This is a genomic window from Yoonia sp. BS5-3, assembly GCF_038069655.2.
In the GTDB taxonomy this organism is placed as follows: domain Bacteria; phylum Pseudomonadota; class Alphaproteobacteria; order Rhodobacterales; family Rhodobacteraceae; genus Yoonia; species Yoonia phaeophyticola.
In genome coordinates, this window is sequence record NZ_CP150951.2 from 348,266 (window position 1) to 366,969 (window position 18,704).

Below are 18,704 nucleotides of genomic sequence, written 5' to 3' on the forward strand. Positions count from 1 at the left end.
GATTACGGCTGCAATAGGCGAAGACACAGATTCCGATCAAAATCAGATCAGCCGGTCGCCCAGATCAAGCCCCTTCAGCACCTCCACGGCAGGCAAGGGTTTCTTGCCGGAACGCTGGGCGCGCGTGATCTCAACCGCGCCATCACCACAGGCGATGGTGAAGCCTTCCAGCACAGTGCCAGGTGCGGCACTGCCCGGCGCAAGCCGGGAGGCCAGCAATTTCACACGCTCGCCTGCAACATCACACCAGGCGCCAGGAAAGGGAGACAGGCCGCGGATCAGCCGGTCAATCTGGGCGGCGGGCAATGTCCAATCAATACGGGCCTCGGATTTGTCGATCTTGGCGGCATAGGTGACACCTTCGCCGGACTGGGCCTGGGCGGTCAGATCTGGCAATTGCGCCAGCGCCTGGGTGATCAGCCGCGCGCCCATTTTGGACAACTGATCGTGCAAACTGCCCGTGGTGTGATCAGGGCTGATGGGCATCGCCTCGCGTATCAGGACAGGTCCGGTATCCAGCCCGGCCTCCATCTGCATGATGCAAACGCCGGTTTCAGCATCGCCCGCCATAATCGCACGGTGGATCGGCGCCGCCCCGCGCCAGCGCGGCAAAAGCGAGGCGTGGATATTCAAACAGCCATGGGCGGGCGCATCCAAAACAGGTTGCGGCAGGATCAGGCCATAGGCGACGACAACAGCGATATCGGCTTGCAGGGCGGCGAATGCGGTCTGCTCATCCGCGCCTTTGAGCGAAACAGGATGCCGGACAACCAGACCCAGTTCTGCGGCGCGGCGCTGGACGGGGCTGGGGCGGTCTTTCTTGCCACGGCCTGCGGGGCGTGGCGGCTGGCAATAAACCGCGGCAATGTCATGGCCTGCATCCACCAATGCATCCAGAACCGGCACCGAGAAATCAGGTGTCCCCATGAAAATAACGCGCATCAGCCCCTCCTTTTTCGCCGCCTGGCCAAGATCAAATTTCGCGAAATTTGATCGCCGTCACCCTTGCGCCAATTTGCGCGATTTCTTGATCAGCATATCGCGTTTTACCCGGCTGAGATGATCGAAAAACATCCGGCCCGCCAGATGATCAATCTGATGCTGGACCGATGTGGCCCAAAGCCCTACAAAATCCTGCCGGTCCCACTGGCCCTGATCATTCAGAAATCGAACGGTCACCGCGCGCGGACGTTCCAGCTTTGCCCAGACCCCCGGCAAATTGGGGGATCCTTCCTCATGGGCGCGCATCTGGGCGCTGGCATGCAATATCTCAGGATTGGCCATGCGCACCGCGCGGCCACGCTCCTCTGATGCATCAACAACAGCCAGGGCCATTCCCACACCCAATTGCGGGGCCGCCGGCCCAACGCCGGGCATCGTATCCATAGCCGTGATCATCTCATCCCAAAGGGCGCGCACCTCGTCGTTGACGGCATCGACCGGGGCGGCAGGGCTGCGCAAAACCGGATGGGGCCAGGGCACGTAAGGGCGATGGGTCATTGGGCCACCCGATGATCGGTGATCAGCACACCGTTTAGATGGTCCAGCTCATGACAAAAACAAATGGCCTGCGGACCGGTCAGGCGGGCCTCTTGCGCCCTGCCCTCGGCATCCTGCCAGCGGGCATCGACCCAAACCGGGCGCGACACACCAAAGGCGCGGCCCGGGATCGACAAACAGGCCTCGGTGCCTATTACCACCTCATCGGCCTGACCCCGTATTTCAGGGTTCACAAAGGCAATGGGGGTCGGATCCTGATCTTTCCAAGTGACATCAGTGACAAAAATGCGGCCGGTCACGCCAACCTGCGGGGCCGCCAAGCCACGTCCGGGGGCGGCATACATGGTTGCAAACATATCCGAAATCAGATCGGCCAAAGCCGGATCAAACACCGTCACGGGCGCGCAAACCGTGCGCAGCACCGGATCACCCTCAAAACGCAGATCCAGCTCAGCCATCAGCCGCGGGCCATCTCGCGTTTCAGCTTTTGCATCTTGCGCGTGATCATCTGACGCTTGAGCGGCTTGAGATAATCAATAAACAGCTTGCCATCGAGATGGTCGATCTCATGCTGCACGCAGGTCGCCCAAAGCCCGTCAAAGCGTTCACGTGTGGTCTGACCATCAAGACCCATCCATTCCACCTCAACCTCGGCGGGGCGCTCAACTTCCGCATATTGTTCAGGAATGGACAGGCAGCCTTCGTCATAGACAGATCGCTCCTCGGATGACCATGTAATCTGCGGATTGATCAGGACCATTGGCGCGGGCGTTGCGTCGTCTTCCTTGGTGCAATCCATCACCAGCATGCGATGCATCATGGCGACCTGGGGGGCAGCAAGGCCAATCCCCGGGGCGTCATACATCGTCTCAAGCATATCATCTGCCAACCGGCGGATATCATCATTCACCGCCGAAACGGGGTCTGCCGCCTTTTTCAAACGGGGGTCGGGATGGATCAGTATCTTGCGTAAGGCCATACCGGGGGATTTAGGCGGCATGGGCGGAAAAAGCAATGCGGCAGAAGTGTAACCTTGACGTTACAAAATAGCCGCGATATGTAACGCCAAGGTTACTTGCAGCAGAAAGGAGCCATCATGCCCCCCAACCCCATCAGTCGCGCCCGCCTGATCGGAAGCGCCGCGATCGTTATCGTGACAAGCACCGCCCTGCTGGCCGCTTGGTTTTCGGTCGGGCCATCCGGGCTAACCTGGGCCTTTATCATCGGGGGCGTTGCGATCAGCTACGCGATCTTGTCTTTCGTCCTGCATCTGCGGCACCCAGAGGCGGCAGATGCTGCGTGGGATGAACAAAACACCCAGGCCCATCGCAGCAGCTTGATCTTCGGATTTTGGGCGGTATTGGCCGTTTTCCTTGTTTTCCTGGGGCTTAGCCTGACGGGCCGGATGGACCCAGGAATGGCCTTTTATTGGCTCGGGCCGGTTTTAGGGGCGGTCCCCCCCGCCCATTACCTCTATTCCATCGCACGCGGGCGCGCTGAATGAGCGCGCGACTGATCGTGCATCTCCGCCGGTACCGCACCAATGCCGCACTGACCCAGGCCGCGCTGGCAGATGCGGTCGGGGTATCGCGCAAGACGATCAACACAATTGAAAACGGGGTGTTTACACCGTCCACGATCCTGGCACTGACCCTGGCCAAAGCGCTTGATTGCAGCGTGCATGATCTGTTTGAATTACCCGATGAACCCGCATGAGACGACCATCACCAATGCAACATCTGCCAATTTGCAGGATCTCTGCACCGCGATGGCGGATGCATTTTCCGACTATGCGATCCCGGTCAACCTGACGCTGCCAGCCTTCCGGTTCATGATGCGGCAACGCGGGCTTAGCCCGGATGCGTCCCGGATCGCGTTGATTAACGGCGAAATCGCCGCAATCTGGCTTGTCTCAGTGCGCAGGCGCCAATCCTATTTGATCGCAAGCGGAACAGTTCCGGCCTATCGCGGCTTGGGGCTGGGAACACAGCTGGCTCAGGCGGCATTGCAGCATTTGCGAGGCATGAAGATTGAGAGCTTCCAAACCGAAGTGTTGATCGAAAACGAAAAGGCCGCGGGGCTTTACAGGAAAATCGGCATGCAAAGGCAGCGCGAATTTGCGTGCTACAACATCAAGTCAACAAACCCGGGCGGCGATACGCCCGCAATTGGCCAAACGCCATGGGCGCAAATCGCCGATGAAGCCCAAACGCTGCTGGATTGGGCGCCATCATGGCAGAACAGCGCGGCATCAATCGCGGCGACCGGCGATGAAATCCAGTACTTTTGCAGCTACGACAACGGCGCGCTCATCGGCTATGTGGCGGTGAACCCCAGCAACGGAACCGTCCACCAAATCGGCGTGCACCCCAACGCAAGGCGGCAAGGGATCGGGACGGCATTGATCGACCACGCGCTTGCGGTCTCAAACGGCCCACTCCGGCTGATCAACTTGGATGCAGGGGATGCGGGTTTTGCCGCATTTATACGCAGCTTTTCCTACGAACAGACCGCGGGGCAATTTGAATTGCTGATGCGGCTCTAGCACCCCGATTTTCCAGCTTGCACTCTGCCGCGCCTTCCGTAGCCTGCAGGCTGATCAGCAGGAGAGCCCATATGACATTCGACAACGCCCCCGACCGCCGGAACACCCATTGCATCAAATGGGACGGGATGGAGGCACTTTACGGGGTCAGCCCGGATGAAGGGTTGTCAATGTGGGTCGCTGATATGGAATTCAAGGCAGCACCGTGCATCCAAAAAGCGGTGCAAGACATGGTCGATCACGGGGTCTACGGGTATTTCGGCGATGAAAGCGCCTATCGCGGGGCGATCCAGTGGTGGATGGACACGCGGCATGGCTGGCAGATCGATCCGTCCTGGATCTTTACCACCCATGGGTTGGTGAACGGGACGGCCATGTGCGTGGATGCCTTCACCAATCCAGGCGACGGGGTGGTGCTGTTCACGCCCGTCTACCACGCCTTTGCCAAAGTGATCAAAGCGGCGGGACGGCAGGTGGTCGAATGCGAACTGACCAATACGTCCGGGCGGTACGAAATGGACTTCACCGCCTATGACGCACAAATGACCGGGAACGAGCGGATGGTGATCCTCTGCTCACCGCATAACCCCGGGGGCCGGGTCTGGACCAAGGCCGAACTGCAGGCGGTTGCGGCCTTCGCCAAACGGCATGAGCTGATCCTGGTATCAGACGAAATCCACCACGACCTGACAATGCCCGGGGCCACACATATCCCGATGGCGCATATCGACGGGATCACAGACCGGCTGGTGATGATGACGGCCACGACAAAGACCTTCAACATCGCGGGGAGCCATTCGGGAAATGTGATCATCGAAGACCCGGACCTGCGGGCGCAGTTCGGGGCGCGGATGGCAGCACTGGGGATGTCACCCAACAGCTTCGGGCTGTTCATGGCAACAGCGGCCTACACGGCCGAAGGGGCCGCATGGGTGGATGAACTCAAGGCCTATATCAACGAAAACCGGAAAATCTTTGACGCCGGGATTAACGCGATCCCGGGGCTGGCCTCGATGAACCTTGAGGCGACCTACCTTGCCTGGGTTGATTTCACAAATACCGGGATGAGCCGGGAAGACTTCACCAAACGGGTCGAACAAGAGGCAAAGATTGCCGCCAATCACGGGCCAACCTTCGGCACAGGGGGGACAGCTTTCTGCGGTTCAACCTCGGCGCGCCACGTGCGCAAGTCGAAGACGCAGTGGCGCGGATGCAAAAGGCGTTCAGCGACCTGCAATAGACAATCCCAAAGGGGCACCACGCCGCAGCGCTTACAAAGATGATCTGGCCAGCCAGCCTGTAGAGCTCAACGGCAAACGCGGCGCCACAACAGCTGCGGACCAAAGCCGTGCCCCCCCTTTGGTCGAGCTTCACACGGGGCATCTTCGACCGGCTGCACACCCTAGCAAAAACCTGCAATCACAACCGCGACATAAGCAATGTGATGACCCTTTTTACGTCAGCGGTCGTTTCCACCTGCCTGGGCAATTACAGCGGGCCCAATCCGAATAGACAAAACGCGGCCCAATGAAACAAGTATCACGCGAACGGCATTTTCGGCGCAAAAAAGTAATATTTCAATTATTCACGACCGAAAGCACAGACCATCAACAAGCCGTGTAATTGATAAAATTACGAAACCGCAAAACACTTCATGTGCTACGAATTCAGGAAGTAAATAAATTTTACTTTCGTGCGTTCTAATAATGGCACGATCCAACTGGCATGAAGGAGTTCTAATAGTGAAACCTATTACGCGAAGAGGATTGCTGAAAAGCTCTGCGACAGCAGGTGGCTTGAGCATACTCGCAATCGATGCAAATGCTGACGTCCCGGCGGGACGCGATCCATTTGATTACGAAATTAATCGCTCTGAAGCGGAGTGGCGCGCGCTATTAAGTGATGGCGATTATTCCATACTACGCGAAGGCTCAACAGAAATACCGAAGTCCAGCCCGCTTTGGAACGAAACGCGCGAGGGCCAATATAACTGCAAGGGTTGTGACCTGCCGCAATACAGCTCAGCGACAAAGGTTGTACTGGACAAAGGATGGTTATTTTTCACGGCTTCCGAACCAAATTCCCAACTGATGTCGCAAGACATACAAGGCGAAATGGCCGAAGCCGTCGACCTTGACCCGTTTGATGTTCTCATAGAGGCGCATTGCAGACGTTGCGGTAGCCATATCGGACACATTCTCCCAGTCATCGGCAAAGCGCTACATTGTGTAAATGGCGCCTCGCTAAATTTCGAGGAGATATCAACCTGAAAATGAGATTTTCCGAAATCTAATTACACGCATCGGCAAATAGAAGATCGTTATATTGCAACAGCAATTTAGCGACCAGTTTTTTGCGGCCTGTAACCAGAATCGATATTAACAACAAATAGGAGGGGCACTCAAAATACAAACCTACTTGCATCAAATTTTTCGTGGATCGGAAATATATCGATCCTAATTGACGCATCAATAGACTAAGTAAAACACTACCTATAATTGTAAGATTGCACAAGTCTAATTCGCAAACTTACATGAATAGGAATTTTGGAGATACGAAATGAAAAAGATACTATTAGCTACTGCAATGATGGCAGCAATGACGACAGCTGCGACTGCACAAAACATGTTCGCACTGATGGGCGACCAGAGTGCTTCAAACACCATCATCATTGAACCACTCAATGCGACTGCCGATGGTTATGTCGCTGTGTATGATCACCATACCGGCGTTGTCGGTGACCTGTTGGGTGTGGCACGCGTTTATGAAGGTGCCAACAGCCAGACACGCGTTCAAGTTGGACGTACTGTGAACAGAGACGTCATCGCGTTTCTCTTCGTCGGTAATGACTTCAGCGATCCAACGACTGCCGTTGACAGCGTCGAAATCGACATCGAGGATTAAGACGACTGAGCGGTCGTTTCGGTTTCAAACCGTTTGACAAGTCAACACTCAGACGGGGTCTTTGACCCTCCGAAAGAAGGCGGGCGGCGCGTAAATGCACCGCCCGCCAGCACGCTTCGTGCTGCGCAACCCTGCGCAACGTCTCAAACTGCAAATCTCAAAACCACGCGCAAACCGCGTCGTTAACCTTTGCGCACGGTCAAACTCGGCGACCGATCAGCCCTGCAGGTACAAAGTCAGGCCGCGCAGTGTCACGTGACGGCCCTCTGACAAGGGGCATGGTTCTACAACGCCCGCACCCGGTTGTTGCGGGCGTTATGCTCAAGCGTAACGAGACCAAGCAGCTCCAGCGTGGGGGCGACATAATTGGCAAAACGGCCACGATACCCTTTGCGCAAGCCATAGTAACCGCCAACCGGATTATCCGCAGAGCGGGCCCAATGCTCAAGCGTGCCTTCCTTGGTGGGCTTGCCCTCATCCGCATTGCCCAGCGGCATCCAGTCACCATGGGCTCTCAGCATGGCATGGGCATCGTCCAAAGCGCGCAATTGATAGGACAAACGGGTTTTGCCAACCTGCACCACAAGAGCAGCCGGGTCTTGTGTCTCATCCTTCCAAACTAGAAACTCAGACGTCAAAGGCGGCGTTTTCAATATCCACGGGTCATCCGGCAGGCCCGATCCAAAAGTCACATCTGTCATCACATCTCCGCCTTTGCCTTCAGGGCCTGTGCAAATTTTTCAAAACTTGGGGTCAGATCAGGCATTGATTTTGTGATCAGCCCCGACATCAGCCCAGTGAAGGTCTCGCGCATCTCAAACACGCAGCCATTATCATGTGGGGTCAGCGTGAACCGGCGCAGCCCGGTGAACAGACCCAATGGCATGCCGCCACGCCAGACCAACTGCCTTTGGGCATCAAAATGTTCCACCCGTAAAACAAAGGCCCGGTTGGGCGCAACCTCTGACCACAGTTTCAAACGCGCACCAGGCGCGATCTGCCCTTCAAACCGCAGGATACCAAAAGGCTGCGGGTCCTTGGGCATCTGCACGGTCAATACCTGCCACAGCTTCTGCGGTGTTGCGGCGATATCGATCCGAATTTCATAGCTTTTCATGATCCATCCTTGTCTTGACCTCTGCAGCGGTATCAGCCCTTATATGACACCTTTTGTCATATTTGGATTTCCGCCATGCGCGCCGCCAGATTGCTGCAAATCCTGCTCATTTTACAAAACCGGGGGCGGCAAACCTCTGCAGAATTGGCACATGAATTAGAGGTAACCCCCCGGACCATCCTGCGTGATGTCGATGCCATGACCGAGGCCGGACTGCCGATCATTGTCTATCAGGGAAACCGGGGCGGGATTGAACTTGGGTTCAATTACCGGACACGGCTGACCGGCTTGGCGCAGGACGAAGCGCAGGCACTGGGGCTGATCCTAAACGCGGAAAATCCGATGATCGCGGCGCTTGGGCTTGCCGGGGCAGCCGCGCAAGCCCGCACAAAACTGGTTGAGAGCTTCCCAGACAAAACCCGCGAGCACGTCAAACGCATGATGGCGCAGTTTCGTATGGTCACACCCGCACCCGATGAAGATCCTCGGGTCAAGGCATTGGCCATGGCCGTGCAAACCCGGCGCCAGACACGGATCGGCTTCACCACGCAGGCCGAGCAACTGATCCACCCTATCGCAATGACGCTGAACGGATTTGACTGGCAGGTGAAAGATGCGCGCAGCGGCGGCTGGATCAGGCGCGAAAACTGGGGGCGCGTGAATATTTCCGCCAAACGGTTCTCAGATGATAGCGGCTTAACTGCGGCACACAGCGTTCGGCCTTTCACCTAGGACATCCCTTATCGCCCGGGATCATCAAAGGAGGCCGCGAATGGCGATGCAGTTCAACCGCAATTCGCTCTCAGCCGGCCTCGGCTTAAGGAAAGAAAATGTCCAGCGAAGGGGGGGCTGCGCACCGTTCGGCCAAAGGGCCGTACATACTGTTTCCGTACAGCATATGTACGCAATCTGTATGGGGCAAAATCCACTCAGCACATCCGCCTAAAACACTTCATATCAAGTCAACGCAGCGCGCGCTGACCCGTGCAAAATTAACGCGTTTTCACTGCGATCTTAGCGGCCAATCAGACCTGCAGGCACGAAATCTGGCCGCACGAAATCCGCCGCTGGCGCATTCGCTACCGGGGTCAGCCATTTGAATTCGAACACCCGCTCGCCATCCTCTGCAATCGAATTGACGACAAGACATTGGTACAAATGTTTGGGACCATCATAGATATCAACATGGCCGCGCAGCCGCTCTGACCCTTCTAAATCAAGGGCAAAACCGCCATCCCAAAACCTGCGAATACGATAGGTATCATCGCCATCATGCACCGATAGACGATCCTTGCGCTTCAACGCAGCTTTGCGTGCTTCTTCCAACCCCTGACGCACAGCATCAGGCAAAAACGTATACATACCAGCTTCCCTCCAGGCACGCTTAAGCATGCCCTGAAGAAGGTAAATATCAAGTAACAAAATTCGGGATAACGCTGCGGCGCATGAAATTAAGCCTTTGCGGTGGGGCGCAGCACATGGGTTTTGGTGGCATCATAAAGCGCACTATCGGGAAACCCATGCGAATCGGCCAATGCAGGCCCGACCAAAATCAACGCCGTCCGGGTAATCTTCGCCTCCCGCACCCGCGCCCGCACATCCGTCAATGTGCCGCGAATAATCATCTGATCTGGCCAACCAACGCGGTACACCACGGCCACCGGGCAATCCGCCCCATAGTGCGGCAACAGCTGACGTTCGATCTCACGCAGGGCGCGAATACCCAGATGAATGGCCAATGTGGCACCGGTCCGCGCAAAGTTTTCTAACGTCTCGCCCGCAGGCATGCCCGTCGACTGCATCGACACCCGGGTCAGCACGATGGATTGCGCCACTTCGGGCACGGTCAATTCAGTCCCCAACGCCGCCGCCGCCGCCGTGTATGCAGGCACACCAGGAATAATCTGGTAGTCGACACCATCGGCCTTCAGGCGGCGGATCTGCTCGGCGATTGCGCCATAAAGCGACGGATCTCCCGAATGGACGCGGGCGACATCCAGGCCGGCGGCATGGGCTTTCATGATCTCGGCATGTGTCTCACCCAGGGTCATGGGGGCAGTATCCATCACCAGGGCATCTTCAGGGGCGCAGGCCACAACGGCCTCTGGAACCAGTGACCCGGCATAAAGACATACGCGGCAATCGCCGATAATCCGGGCCGCTTTCAGTGTCAGCAATTCCGGATCGCCCGGACCTGCACCAATAAAATAGACAGTCATGACTGCTCCTTTCGGGATGGTGGGCTGGGGCGCGTTTCGCAAGCGCGAAACAGCGTCAGCCCGCCAGATCCCCATCAATTTTGCGCGCATACCCGCGCGGCGTGTACATACGGTGGCCGTCACCCAATGCGGCCAACCGAGAATGAGACGAACCAACCAGCACAACGGTCAACATATCCACCTCATCAACATCCAATTCATCCAGCCGGCGATAGCGCACACTCTCTTCGGGGCGGCCAAGGGACGAGGCCAGCATCACCGGCGTATCGGCGGGGCGATGGGCCAGCAGAATATCCCGGGCCTCAGCCAACAAAGTCCGGCGGCGCTTTGAAACAGGGTTGTAAAAGGCAATGACAAAATCACCCTCTGCCGCAGCCTTCAGGCGCTTGATGATATCCGCGCGCGGGGTCAGCAAATCAGACAGCGAAATCGCACAAAAATCATGACCCAGCGGCGCGCCCGCGCGGGCTGCGGCCCCTTGCAAAGCGCTCACCCCAGGCGAGCAGACCACCTCAACCCGCCGGGCGGCATCCGATACACCCATTTGATCCGGGCCACGATCAAGCAGCTCAAAGACCAGCGCGCCCATCGCATAGATCCCGGCATCACCCGAACAAACCAGGGCAACGTTCAAGCCCTTGGCCGCCTGTTCCAGCGCATAACGGCATCTATCCTCTTCACCCCCCAGCGGAAAATCTGACCGGGTTTTACCAGCAGCCAGGGGACCCAGCAGATCGATGTAAAGCCCATAGCCCACCAGCTCGTCCGCATCGGCCACCAGTTTTGACACTTCAGGCGTGCGCCAGGTGGCTTGGCCCGGACCGATGCCGACAACAGAAAGCCGGCCACGCGCCCGGCCTTTCAAACCAATCAAAGGCTGATCGGCAACAGCAAGTGCACAGGTCGCATTGGCCGATTTGCGTTTCGGCAAGGCCAGGACCGCTTCATCGGCTTGGGCCAAAGCGGCAGCCTCTGCAACGCCATGGGTGCCTACTTCCGCAAAAACAACATCCGATGGGGTCATCAGCCGCGGGGTCTCCGCTTCAAGCGTTTGGGCTTCAAAAACGCGCAAAGGCACGCCAAAACGCTGGGCCAGCGCATGAATAGCCGGTTCATCCGCTTTCAGAGTCAAAGTACTGACCGAATGAAGCGCTGCAGGAATAATATTCGCCTCGGCCAGCCCATCGGCGACCAGGGCAGCCATCTCATCGGCAGGGCAATTTCGGGCGCAGCCCACGCCAAGGGCGTATTTTTGCGGCGCAAACTGAATGTGATCCGGGCCAAGATCGGGGACAGGATGAACCGTGCAAGTGATGCGCAAGCCATCCCCCTTTGGCAGGTGATGCAGCCACGCCGCGCCCGTGGCATCTGGGCCCACAAGCTGCACGCCGCCGCCCGACAGCAACAAGGCCATGGCCTCTTTGGCGTGCTGAGGATTGACCAACCGCCATCCCGCAGGCGGGGCATCCAGGGCCACGCCCAGCGCCACATCGCCCGCCGTGGTGACAGCCGCGACAGCCTGCAGCCCTTCGGCAATGTCGGCCGCCAACCTATTCGCCCCGCGATGCCCGCCCAAAAGGGGCACAACAACAGCACCATCATCGGACACGGACAAAACCGGGGGCTCGGTCCGCTTATCGGCCAGCAGCGGCGCCACAGCCCGGATCAAAATCCCAGAGGCACAGACACCGATTACAGGCACACCGGCGGCAAATAAATCGCGGGCGTGCTCCAGCGCATTGGGAAAAAACGCATCGGCCTGCGCGACACGGCCCGCACGGCCATGGACCTGGGCATCCAGCAGCCGCGCGACACGATGGGCCGTTGGCTCACCAGAGCGCGACAAGGCCAAAACAACAGGTTTGCGCACAACATCCGGCGCGGCGGGCTTCACAACCATGGATCTGCCCCTTTCGTCAGTAAAATCATGGAAAAATAGGGGGCGTTCTCGGGGGCATCGGCCAGCGGCAGGACAACCTCCTGCGGCAGACTGGCGCGTTCAATATAAACAGCCGCATCGGTCAGACCCAAAGCGTCAATCACCTGGCGGATTTTGGGCAGATGGCGGCCAACCTTCATAATTGCGACACTTTCAGCGTCCGCGATCCGGGCGCGCAGCTCATCCTCGGACAAGGGGCCAGGCAGCACGGTTAACCGCTCATTACGGGCGGCAAGGGGCATGGCCGCGCGGGCGGCACAAGCAGTGATCGACGTCACGCCGGGCACAACTTCGACGTCATAACGGCCGGACAAACGGGCGAACAGATACATGAACGAGCCATAGAAAAAAGGATCACCCTCGCACAGACAGACAACATCCTGACCACCATCCAGGGCGGCAGCGATCGCGGCCGCGCCTTTGTCATAAGCGGCCTGGGCCGGGGCACGGTCGGTAGACATCGGAACATCCATCACGATTTCCCGGGCGCCGGGCGCAATCAGATCAGCAGCAATAGCACGCGCAAAACTGTCGGCACCGGCAAGGGCAGGATAGGCAATCACAGATGCACGCTCAATCAGGCGGGCAGCACGCAAGGTGATCAGGTCCGGGGCACCGGGGCCCAGGCCCACCCCATAAAGCACCCCACGGGATGGTGGGAGGGGCGCATTGGCAGCGCCAATAGCGTCTCCCATCATCGTTTTACAAGGCTCCATTGGGTGACCGGCATCAGCGGGCGCCAACCGGTCAGGCTGCCAACAGGGGATGCACGATGCACGGACAATTTCACCAGATCACCGCCATAGGCCTTATGCAAAGCAATCAACGCCGCCTCACTTTCCAACGTCACCGCATTGGCCACCAACCGGCCCAAAGGGCGTAGCGCATCCCAGGCGGCCTCAAATGTCGGGCGGCTCAAACCACCGCCAATAAAAATCGCATCCGGGGCGGCAAGCCCGTCAAGGGCAGCAGGGACAGTGCCATCCACCAATGCCAGCTTGGGCACGCCCAGCGCCAGCGCATTCGCAGCAGCCATCGCGCGCCTGTCCGCGCGGGGTTCAATGCCGATGGCGCGGGCATAGCGGGCCGCACGCATCCACTCAATCGCGACAGACCCGCAACCGCAGCCGATATCCCAAAGCAGGGCGCCGCGCATCGGCATCAGCTTGGCCAGGGTGGCCGCACGGATCTCTTGCTTGGTCATTGTGCCATCTGACTGAAACAAATCATCGGCCAGGCCCGGCACACGGGGCAGCAATGCCGCATCAGGGGCGGCAATGCATTCAACGGCAAGCGTATTGAACGCAGGCACATCATGGTGCCAACTTTCGGCGATACCATCAAAACGGACCTCATCCTTGCCGCCCATAGCCGCCAGCACACTCATCCGGGATGCACCAAAACCCCGGGCAGTCAGAAACTTCGCGATCTGGGCAGGGGTCTCTTTGCCTGTGGTGAGAACCAAAAGCCGCAGATCAGGCTGGATAAAGGCAATCATCTGCTCAACCGGGCGGCCATGCACGGTCAGGGTCTCAACATCCGCGAGGGACCAGCCCATGCGGGCCGCTGCCAATTGAAAGGCGCTCAGCTGCGGGTGGTATATGATCTCAGCGGGGTCAATGGCCCGCCCGATCCGGGCACCCACCGAATACCAAAGCGGATCACCCGTGGCGAGCACGACAACACGCTGGCCCTTCAAACCTTTGATCGTGTCGATCAACGCATCAAACGGGTGCGGCCAGGCCAAACGCTTTGCGGGCAAATCCCCAGTCAAACGATGATGCCGATCCCCGCCAATGATAACGTCGGCGGCAGTAACAACAGCGCGGGTGGCAGGCAAAAGGCCATCCATCCCATCCTCGCCGATACCAACAATATGCAACCAAGGCTCAGCCATCTTCAGGCAACCCCGCAGCCAATGCATTCACCGCAGCCGAGGCCATCGCCGATCCGCCGCGGCGGCCGCGCAAAGCAACATAGGCCGCACCGCGCGGATCGCGGGCCAGCTCTGCCTTGCTTTCTGCCGCGCCAACAAAGCCAACGGGAAAACCCAGGATAATGGCAGGCTTGGGCCAGCCTGCGTCCAAAAGCTCAAGCAAATGAAACAGCGCTGTGGGTGCATTGCCCACCGCGACAACCGCGCCATCCAAATGATCTTTCCAAAGTTCAACCGCGGCGGCCGACCGCGTATTGCCGATTTCAGCTGCGCGCTGCGGCACGCAAGGGTCATTCAAAGTGACGATCACATCATTGTCTGCAGGCAGGTAACGGCGAATAATGCCGGCCCCGACCATTTCGCAATCACATAAGATCGGGGCACCAGCGCGCAGCGCTTGGCTTCCAACCGCCGCTGCCCCTTTCGAAAACGCCAAACGATCGACGACATCCACCATGCCGCAGGCATGGATCAAACGGGTCATCAATGGATGCATATCCGGCGCAAACCGATCCAGCCGTGCTTCAGACCGCACAGTCGCAAAGCTTTCGGCATAAATCGCCTTAGGGTCTTTTTCATAAGGCCTGATCATCAGCAGCACATTTTTAGATGAAAAATGTGCGCGGCGAAGAATTTTCGCGAAAATTCTTCCACGCTACCGCCCCTTCCGCGCACTTTCAGGACCGTGCGGGTGATCTGCATGGGGATAAACCGCATGATGGTGATGGTGGTCATGATCGTTGCCATGATGATGGTGGTGGTGGTCATGGTGATGCTGCGCCTCGAGGCGGCACAGCCCGGTACAAAACATCTCACAATGTGTGCAATCAGCCACGTTTGAGCCCGGCGCATGCGCCCCCTGCCCCTCAACATGGTGGTGATGGCTTTCCTGCACGGCACCCACCTCTGCCTCAAAGCCGAGAACCTTGACGCGGTATTTACACAAAACACAGGTGGGCGGGGGAACCGCACCAAAGGCCGGGTGCTTACGGTCGGCCACGCTGATATGGTGATGCGCGCCATCTTCAAGCGCCAATACCTGTTCGCGATAGCCACAAATCCCGCAATTGGGCGGGGGACTGTCGCTATCCTGCTCCATGATACGCTCGGCAAAGGTTTCCAGCACTTTAGGATGATCACCCAGATAGCCAGCCTTCACGAATTGAATATCAGGATAGGCGGCGGCAACCTGATCGGCAAAACCGTAAATCCGGTCAATCAGGATGCCGGAAAACAGAAAATATGGAAACACAATGACGCGCTGATAGGGCAAGCGGGCCACGTGCTGCAGGCAAGGTTCAACCAGCGGAAAGGTCACGCCGGAATAACCTACTTCGCACCAGCCAAAGCCCATGCCCTCTTGCAACATCCGGGCGATCTTGGACACATTCCCATTGGCATCAGGATCCGAAGCACCACGGCCAATCACAACCAAACATGTCTCGGTCAGGGGCAATTCACCGTGATCGGCATTGGCCTGATCCACGGCGGACTGGATACGGCCCGCGGCCGCCGCAATCATCTTGGGGTCAACGCCCAATTCGCGGCCATAGCTAACCGTCATGCCATGCTTGGCCGCATAGGTATTCAGGACTGTGGGAATGTCATTCTTGGCATGCATGGCGGCAAATAGCATGCCGGGCACCGCCAAAATCCGCTCACACCCGGCCGCGCGCAATTTGTCCAACCCATCACGGATCACCGGATTGGCAAATTCCAGATACCCATAATCTGTGAGCCAATCGGGAGGCAGATAATCAGGCAGCTTTTCGGCCAACACAGCAAACTCATCGACAGCCGACTGGCTGCGCGAACCATGGCCGCAAATCATGACCCCGGTTTTCATGCAGGCTGCTCTTCGGCAGATTCCTCGGCCGGTTCTTCATCTTCTTCGGTTTTACCCTTCAGCGCGCCCCATAGGGCGGCAAGCCCGGCAATGCCAATCGCAGCACCCGCCAACCAGTGATTATGCCCCGCCAATTCCGCCAAATGACCGGGATGGGCCATGGCCGATTGGGCCATCAAACAAAATCCAAAAGTCAGTACCAAGCGCATGCGCCTCTCCCTTCATTGCATCATCAGAGAGGCCGCAAGCGCAGCGCCCGACGATGTGCCACATAAGTCCCCGTCAGGGTCGACCGCCTGTGTCACCAACCTCTCTGGCCCCGAAGGGCTTCGTCCTTAGGGCACCATAGGGACAACCCGCAGGCAGAGCAATTCGATAAACGACGCTTTGCCGCCTTTACCAGACGAAAGATAAAGACAACCCGGCGGCCTTCTGCCGCTACGCGCCAAATGCATTCACATAATCGCTGACATGGATACCAAAGCGGCGTTTAAACGCGCGGCGCATGCGTTGCAGATCACCAAAGCCGCTTTGACGGGCGACCTCTTTCAAAGGCAGCTTATCGGCCAAAAGACCCCTTGCGTGATCGACACGCACCCTTTCCACGAACTGACCGGGGTTTTCGTGCAAATCGCGTTTGAAATGACGCGACAGGGTGCGGGGGTTCATGCCTGCGGTCTGGGCCATAGCATCTAATGTCCAGTCCAGCTGAGGCTGGGCAACGATACGCTCAACCAACTGTGTCAGCGCGTCTTCGCCGGTGAATTGGCCGGCCAGATGCATCGCATATTGGCTCTGCCCGCCCGTGCGCCGCAATTGAACCACCAATTCGCGGGCAACAGCCAGGGCAGCAGAGGGCCCGCAATCAGCGCGAATGACAGACAGGGCCAGATCGATCCCCGTGGTCACCCCTGCCGAGGTGAACACACGGTCCTCGGCTGCGAAAATCTGATCCAGGTCCCAAAAGACACGGTGATATCTTTGGGTATCAGCCCGCCGCGACCAATGGGTTGTGGCGCGCCGCCCGTCCAGGACACCGGCCGCCGCAAGCAGCAACGCGCCCGAGCAGATCGACATAACGCGGCCATCTGGTTGACGGTCCAGATGCCCGGCAATGAGCGCGCAAAGGGTCCGGTTCGGGATCAACGCATCCACACCTGCGCCGCCGGGGATCAACAGATCATCGCGGTCTGTCTCTGCCGTCAGGGGCGCCTCAGGAACCATGCGCAAACCGCAACCAGCTGTCACAGGCTGGCCGTCGAGCGAGACATAGCGAAGCCGATAGCGTTTCCGCCCGCCGGTCATCGCCGTGTCAAAGGCCTGCACCGGGCCCGAGACATCGAGCAAATTGACGTTATCAAAAAGCACAACATCAATGGTCCGGCATCTTTGGGGATTGTCTATTTTTGATATCATTTTGACATTTTAGACACAACGCAGCTGAATTACCACGTGCAAAGACACTCAATTTTTCAGGACAGCACATGGCGCACACATTCATTTCACGAAACGGCAATTATCTGGGGCTGCTTCTGGCGAACACGATCCTTGGATCGGCCATGCCGATGCTGATCATCTTGGGTGGGCTGGCGGGGTTGATGCTGGCGCCGTCTGCGGCATTGGCGACCTTCCCCGCCTCTTTGCAAACGCTGGCCGGGCTTTTGGCTGCAGCACCGTTTTCGCTGATGATGGGCAGATATGGCCGCAAAACCGGTTTTATCATCGGCATTGCTTGCGCTGTGCTGGGGAGCATGGGGGGCGTCTGGGCGCTGTCTGCGGGTAGCTTTCTGGCGCTCTGCGCCGCCCATTTTGCACTGGGGGCTGCGCTGGCCTGCTTTCAGTATTTCCGCTTTGCCGCAGCCGAAACGGTAAGCGCCGAATGGCAACCTGTGGCGATCTCACTGATGCTGACATCGGGACTGATTGCAGCCTTCGCCGGGCCACAGCTTTTCATCCTAGCAAAGGATAGCCTCGCGCCCGTTCCGCTGGCAGGTGCTTATCTGGCGATTGCGATCTTGTCGCTGGTCGGGCTGATCCCGCTTGCCATGACCAAACTGCCCGCCCCGGCGGCAAGCACCCCGCAAACGCTGAAACAGCGGCTCGCGGCGCTGGCGGTCCTACGACAACGGCCGGTGCGGCTTGCGGTTGGGCTTGGGGCGGTAACGCAGGGGATCATGATGTTCTTGATGGTGCCCACACCGCTGGCGATGATCGGATGCGGCTTTACCGATGCCGTGGCGGGGGATGTGATCCGCTGGCATGTGGTCGCAATGTTCGCGCCCAGTTTCTTCACCGGTTTCTTGATCAAGCGGTATGGGGTGCGCCCTGTGGCATTCAGCGGATTGGGGCTGTTGATCACTTCATGTATTGCCGCGCTCAGCGGGCTGACAGAGGCCCATTTTTACGGGGCGCTTATTCTGCTGGGGCTTGGCTGGAATTTCGGCTTTATCGGCGCGACCACAATGCTGGCCAATGCTGCAACGGAGGCGGAAAAATCGGTGGTTCAGGGGGCCAATGATACGGTGATCGCGCTGGTCTCAACCATTTGCGCCTTCCTGGCCGGGGCGATTGTCGCAGGGTCCGGCTGGATCCTATTGGCATTGGTGGCACTGGGGCTGCTGGCCGGGGCAACGGCGCTATTCTTGCGCGAGGCGCATGTGACAACGTAGGGGAACTGCCGGGGGCCAACTTGGGCGCC

Annotated in this window: 22 protein-coding genes and 1 pseudogene; 8 read left to right on the top strand and 15 right to left on the bottom strand. The window is 58.3% G+C overall.

From position 1 onward, the window contains the following. Positions 1-42: 42 nt before the first annotated feature. Genes fmt through def (AABB29_RS01835) form a run of 4 tightly spaced genes read right to left on the bottom strand, consistent with a single transcriptional unit; the run spans position 43 to position 2,479 of the window. A complete protein-coding gene (gene fmt, locus AABB29_RS01820) occupies positions 43-942 on the bottom strand; it encodes a methionyl-tRNA formyltransferase (RefSeq protein WP_373636743.1) in 900 nt (299 codons plus the stop codon). Positions 943-999: 57 nt separating this feature from the next. Further along, entirely contained in the window at positions 1,000-1,500 is a 501-nt protein-coding gene (gene def, locus AABB29_RS01825; RefSeq protein ID WP_341368564.1) for a peptide deformylase, read from the bottom strand. Next, positions 1,497-1,958: a peptide deformylase gene (gene def / locus AABB29_RS01830; protein WP_341368563.1), complete on the bottom strand. Its 462-nt coding sequence runs from the start codon at positions 1,956-1,958 to the stop codon at positions 1,497-1,499. Before def (AABB29_RS01830) ends, def (AABB29_RS01825) begins: the two co-directional genes overlap by 4 nt. Then, entirely contained in the window at positions 1,958-2,479 is a 522-nt protein-coding gene (gene def, locus AABB29_RS01835) for a peptide deformylase (RefSeq protein ID WP_341369020.1), read from the bottom strand. The genes def (AABB29_RS01830) and def (AABB29_RS01835) overlap by 1 nt, the downstream gene beginning before the upstream one ends. A gap of 117 nt (positions 2,480-2,596) precedes the next feature. On the opposite strand from def (AABB29_RS01835), the gene AABB29_RS01840 reads away from it, so the two are divergent. From AABB29_RS01840 to AABB29_RS01865, 6 genes and pseudogenes are all read left to right on the top strand, one after another. Beyond that, the gene (locus AABB29_RS01840) at positions 2,597-3,004 is read left to right on the top strand and encodes a hypothetical protein (protein WP_373636744.1); all 408 of its coding nucleotides are present in this window, start codon (positions 2,597-2,599) and stop codon (positions 3,002-3,004) included. Further along, entirely contained in the window at positions 3,001-3,216 is a 216-nt protein-coding gene (locus tag AABB29_RS01845; protein ID WP_373636745.1) for a helix-turn-helix transcriptional regulator, read from the top strand. Before AABB29_RS01840 ends, AABB29_RS01845 begins: the two co-directional genes overlap by 4 nt. Then, positions 3,182-4,045 (top strand): GNAT family N-acetyltransferase, encoded by an 864-nt coding sequence (locus tag AABB29_RS01850; protein ID WP_341368562.1) that lies wholly within the window; start codon positions 3,182-3,184, stop codon positions 4,043-4,045. The genes AABB29_RS01845 and AABB29_RS01850 overlap by 35 nt, the downstream gene beginning before the upstream one ends. Positions 4,046-4,116: 71 nt before the next feature. After that, a pseudogene (locus AABB29_RS01855) lies at positions 4,117-5,285 on the top strand (MalY/PatB family protein). Between the two features lie 502 nt (positions 5,286-5,787). Next, a complete protein-coding gene (locus AABB29_RS01860; protein WP_341368561.1) occupies positions 5,788-6,315 on the top strand; it encodes a peptide-methionine (R)-S-oxide reductase in 528 nt (175 codons plus the stop codon). A 289-nt stretch (positions 6,316-6,604) separates the two neighbouring features. Further along, positions 6,605-6,949 (top strand): hypothetical protein, encoded by a 345-nt coding sequence (locus AABB29_RS01865; protein WP_341368560.1) that lies wholly within the window; start codon positions 6,605-6,607, stop codon positions 6,947-6,949. A gap of 284 nt (positions 6,950-7,233) precedes the next feature. Here the strand turns inward: AABB29_RS01865 and AABB29_RS01870 are convergent, their stop codons facing one another. Further along, on the bottom strand, positions 7,234-7,650 hold the full coding sequence (locus AABB29_RS01870) for a DUF6855 family protein (RefSeq protein WP_341368559.1): 417 nt from the start codon (positions 7,648-7,650) through the stop codon (positions 7,234-7,236). Next, positions 7,650-8,066, bottom strand: coding sequence for an SRPBCC domain-containing protein (locus AABB29_RS01875; protein ID WP_341368558.1), 417 nt, complete (start codon positions 8,064-8,066; stop codon positions 7,650-7,652). Before AABB29_RS01875 ends, AABB29_RS01870 begins: the two co-directional genes overlap by 1 nt. A 75-nt stretch (positions 8,067-8,141) precedes the next feature. Between AABB29_RS01875 and AABB29_RS01880 the strand changes: the two genes are divergently transcribed. Then, positions 8,142-8,798 (top strand): helix-turn-helix transcriptional regulator, encoded by a 657-nt coding sequence (locus AABB29_RS01880; protein ID WP_373636746.1) that lies wholly within the window; start codon positions 8,142-8,144, stop codon positions 8,796-8,798. A gap of 282 nt (positions 8,799-9,080) precedes the next feature. On the opposite strand, the gene AABB29_RS01885 is transcribed toward AABB29_RS01880, so the two are convergent. From AABB29_RS01885 to AABB29_RS01925, 9 genes are all read right to left on the bottom strand, one after another. Further along, a complete protein-coding gene (locus AABB29_RS01885) occupies positions 9,081-9,428 on the bottom strand; it encodes a hypothetical protein (protein WP_341368556.1) in 348 nt (115 codons plus the stop codon). 89 nt (positions 9,429-9,517) lie between these two features. Beyond that, a complete protein-coding gene (gene cobM / locus AABB29_RS01890; RefSeq protein WP_341368555.1) occupies positions 9,518-10,285 on the bottom strand; it encodes a precorrin-4 C(11)-methyltransferase in 768 nt (255 codons plus the stop codon). A gap of 55 nt (positions 10,286-10,340) precedes the next feature. Continuing rightward, the gene (gene cobJ, locus AABB29_RS01895; protein ID WP_341368554.1) at positions 10,341-12,185 is read right to left on the bottom strand and encodes a precorrin-3B C(17)-methyltransferase; all 1,845 of its coding nucleotides are present in this window, start codon (positions 12,183-12,185) and stop codon (positions 10,341-10,343) included. Beyond that, entirely contained in the window at positions 12,176-12,922 is a 747-nt protein-coding gene (gene cobI / locus AABB29_RS01900) for a precorrin-2 C(20)-methyltransferase (protein ID WP_341368553.1), read from the bottom strand. The genes cobJ and cobI overlap by 10 nt, the downstream gene beginning before the upstream one ends. Next, on the bottom strand, positions 12,919-14,121 hold the full coding sequence (cbiE, locus tag AABB29_RS01905; RefSeq protein ID WP_341368552.1) for a precorrin-6y C5,15-methyltransferase (decarboxylating) subunit CbiE: 1,203 nt from the start codon (positions 14,119-14,121) through the stop codon (positions 12,919-12,921). The genes cobI and cbiE overlap by 4 nt, the downstream gene beginning before the upstream one ends. Beyond that, positions 14,114-14,749 (bottom strand): precorrin-8X methylmutase, encoded by a 636-nt coding sequence (locus tag AABB29_RS01910; protein WP_341369018.1) that lies wholly within the window; start codon positions 14,747-14,749, stop codon positions 14,114-14,116. Before AABB29_RS01910 ends, cbiE begins: the two co-directional genes overlap by 8 nt. Positions 14,750-14,815: 66 nt before the next feature. Beyond that, positions 14,816-16,006 carry a sirohydrochlorin chelatase gene (locus AABB29_RS01915; RefSeq protein ID WP_341368551.1) on the bottom strand — a complete coding sequence of 397 codons (1,191 nt, stop codon included), beginning with the start codon at positions 16,004-16,006 and terminating at the stop codon, positions 14,816-14,818. Beyond that, positions 16,003-16,215: a DUF6732 family protein gene (locus tag AABB29_RS01920; RefSeq protein ID WP_341368550.1), complete on the bottom strand. Its 213-nt coding sequence runs from the start codon at positions 16,213-16,215 to the stop codon at positions 16,003-16,005. Before AABB29_RS01920 ends, AABB29_RS01915 begins: the two co-directional genes overlap by 4 nt. A 229-nt stretch (positions 16,216-16,444) precedes the next feature. After that, positions 16,445-17,422: a helix-turn-helix domain-containing protein gene (locus AABB29_RS01925; RefSeq protein ID WP_341368549.1), complete on the bottom strand. Its 978-nt coding sequence runs from the start codon at positions 17,420-17,422 to the stop codon at positions 16,445-16,447. Positions 17,423-17,490: 68 nt separating this feature from the next. On the opposite strand from AABB29_RS01925, the gene AABB29_RS01930 reads away from it, so the two are divergent. Further along, positions 17,491-18,675 (top strand): MFS transporter, encoded by a 1,185-nt coding sequence (locus AABB29_RS01930; RefSeq protein WP_341368548.1) that lies wholly within the window; start codon positions 17,491-17,493, stop codon positions 18,673-18,675. The last annotated feature ends 29 nt before the right edge of the window (positions 18,676-18,704 follow it).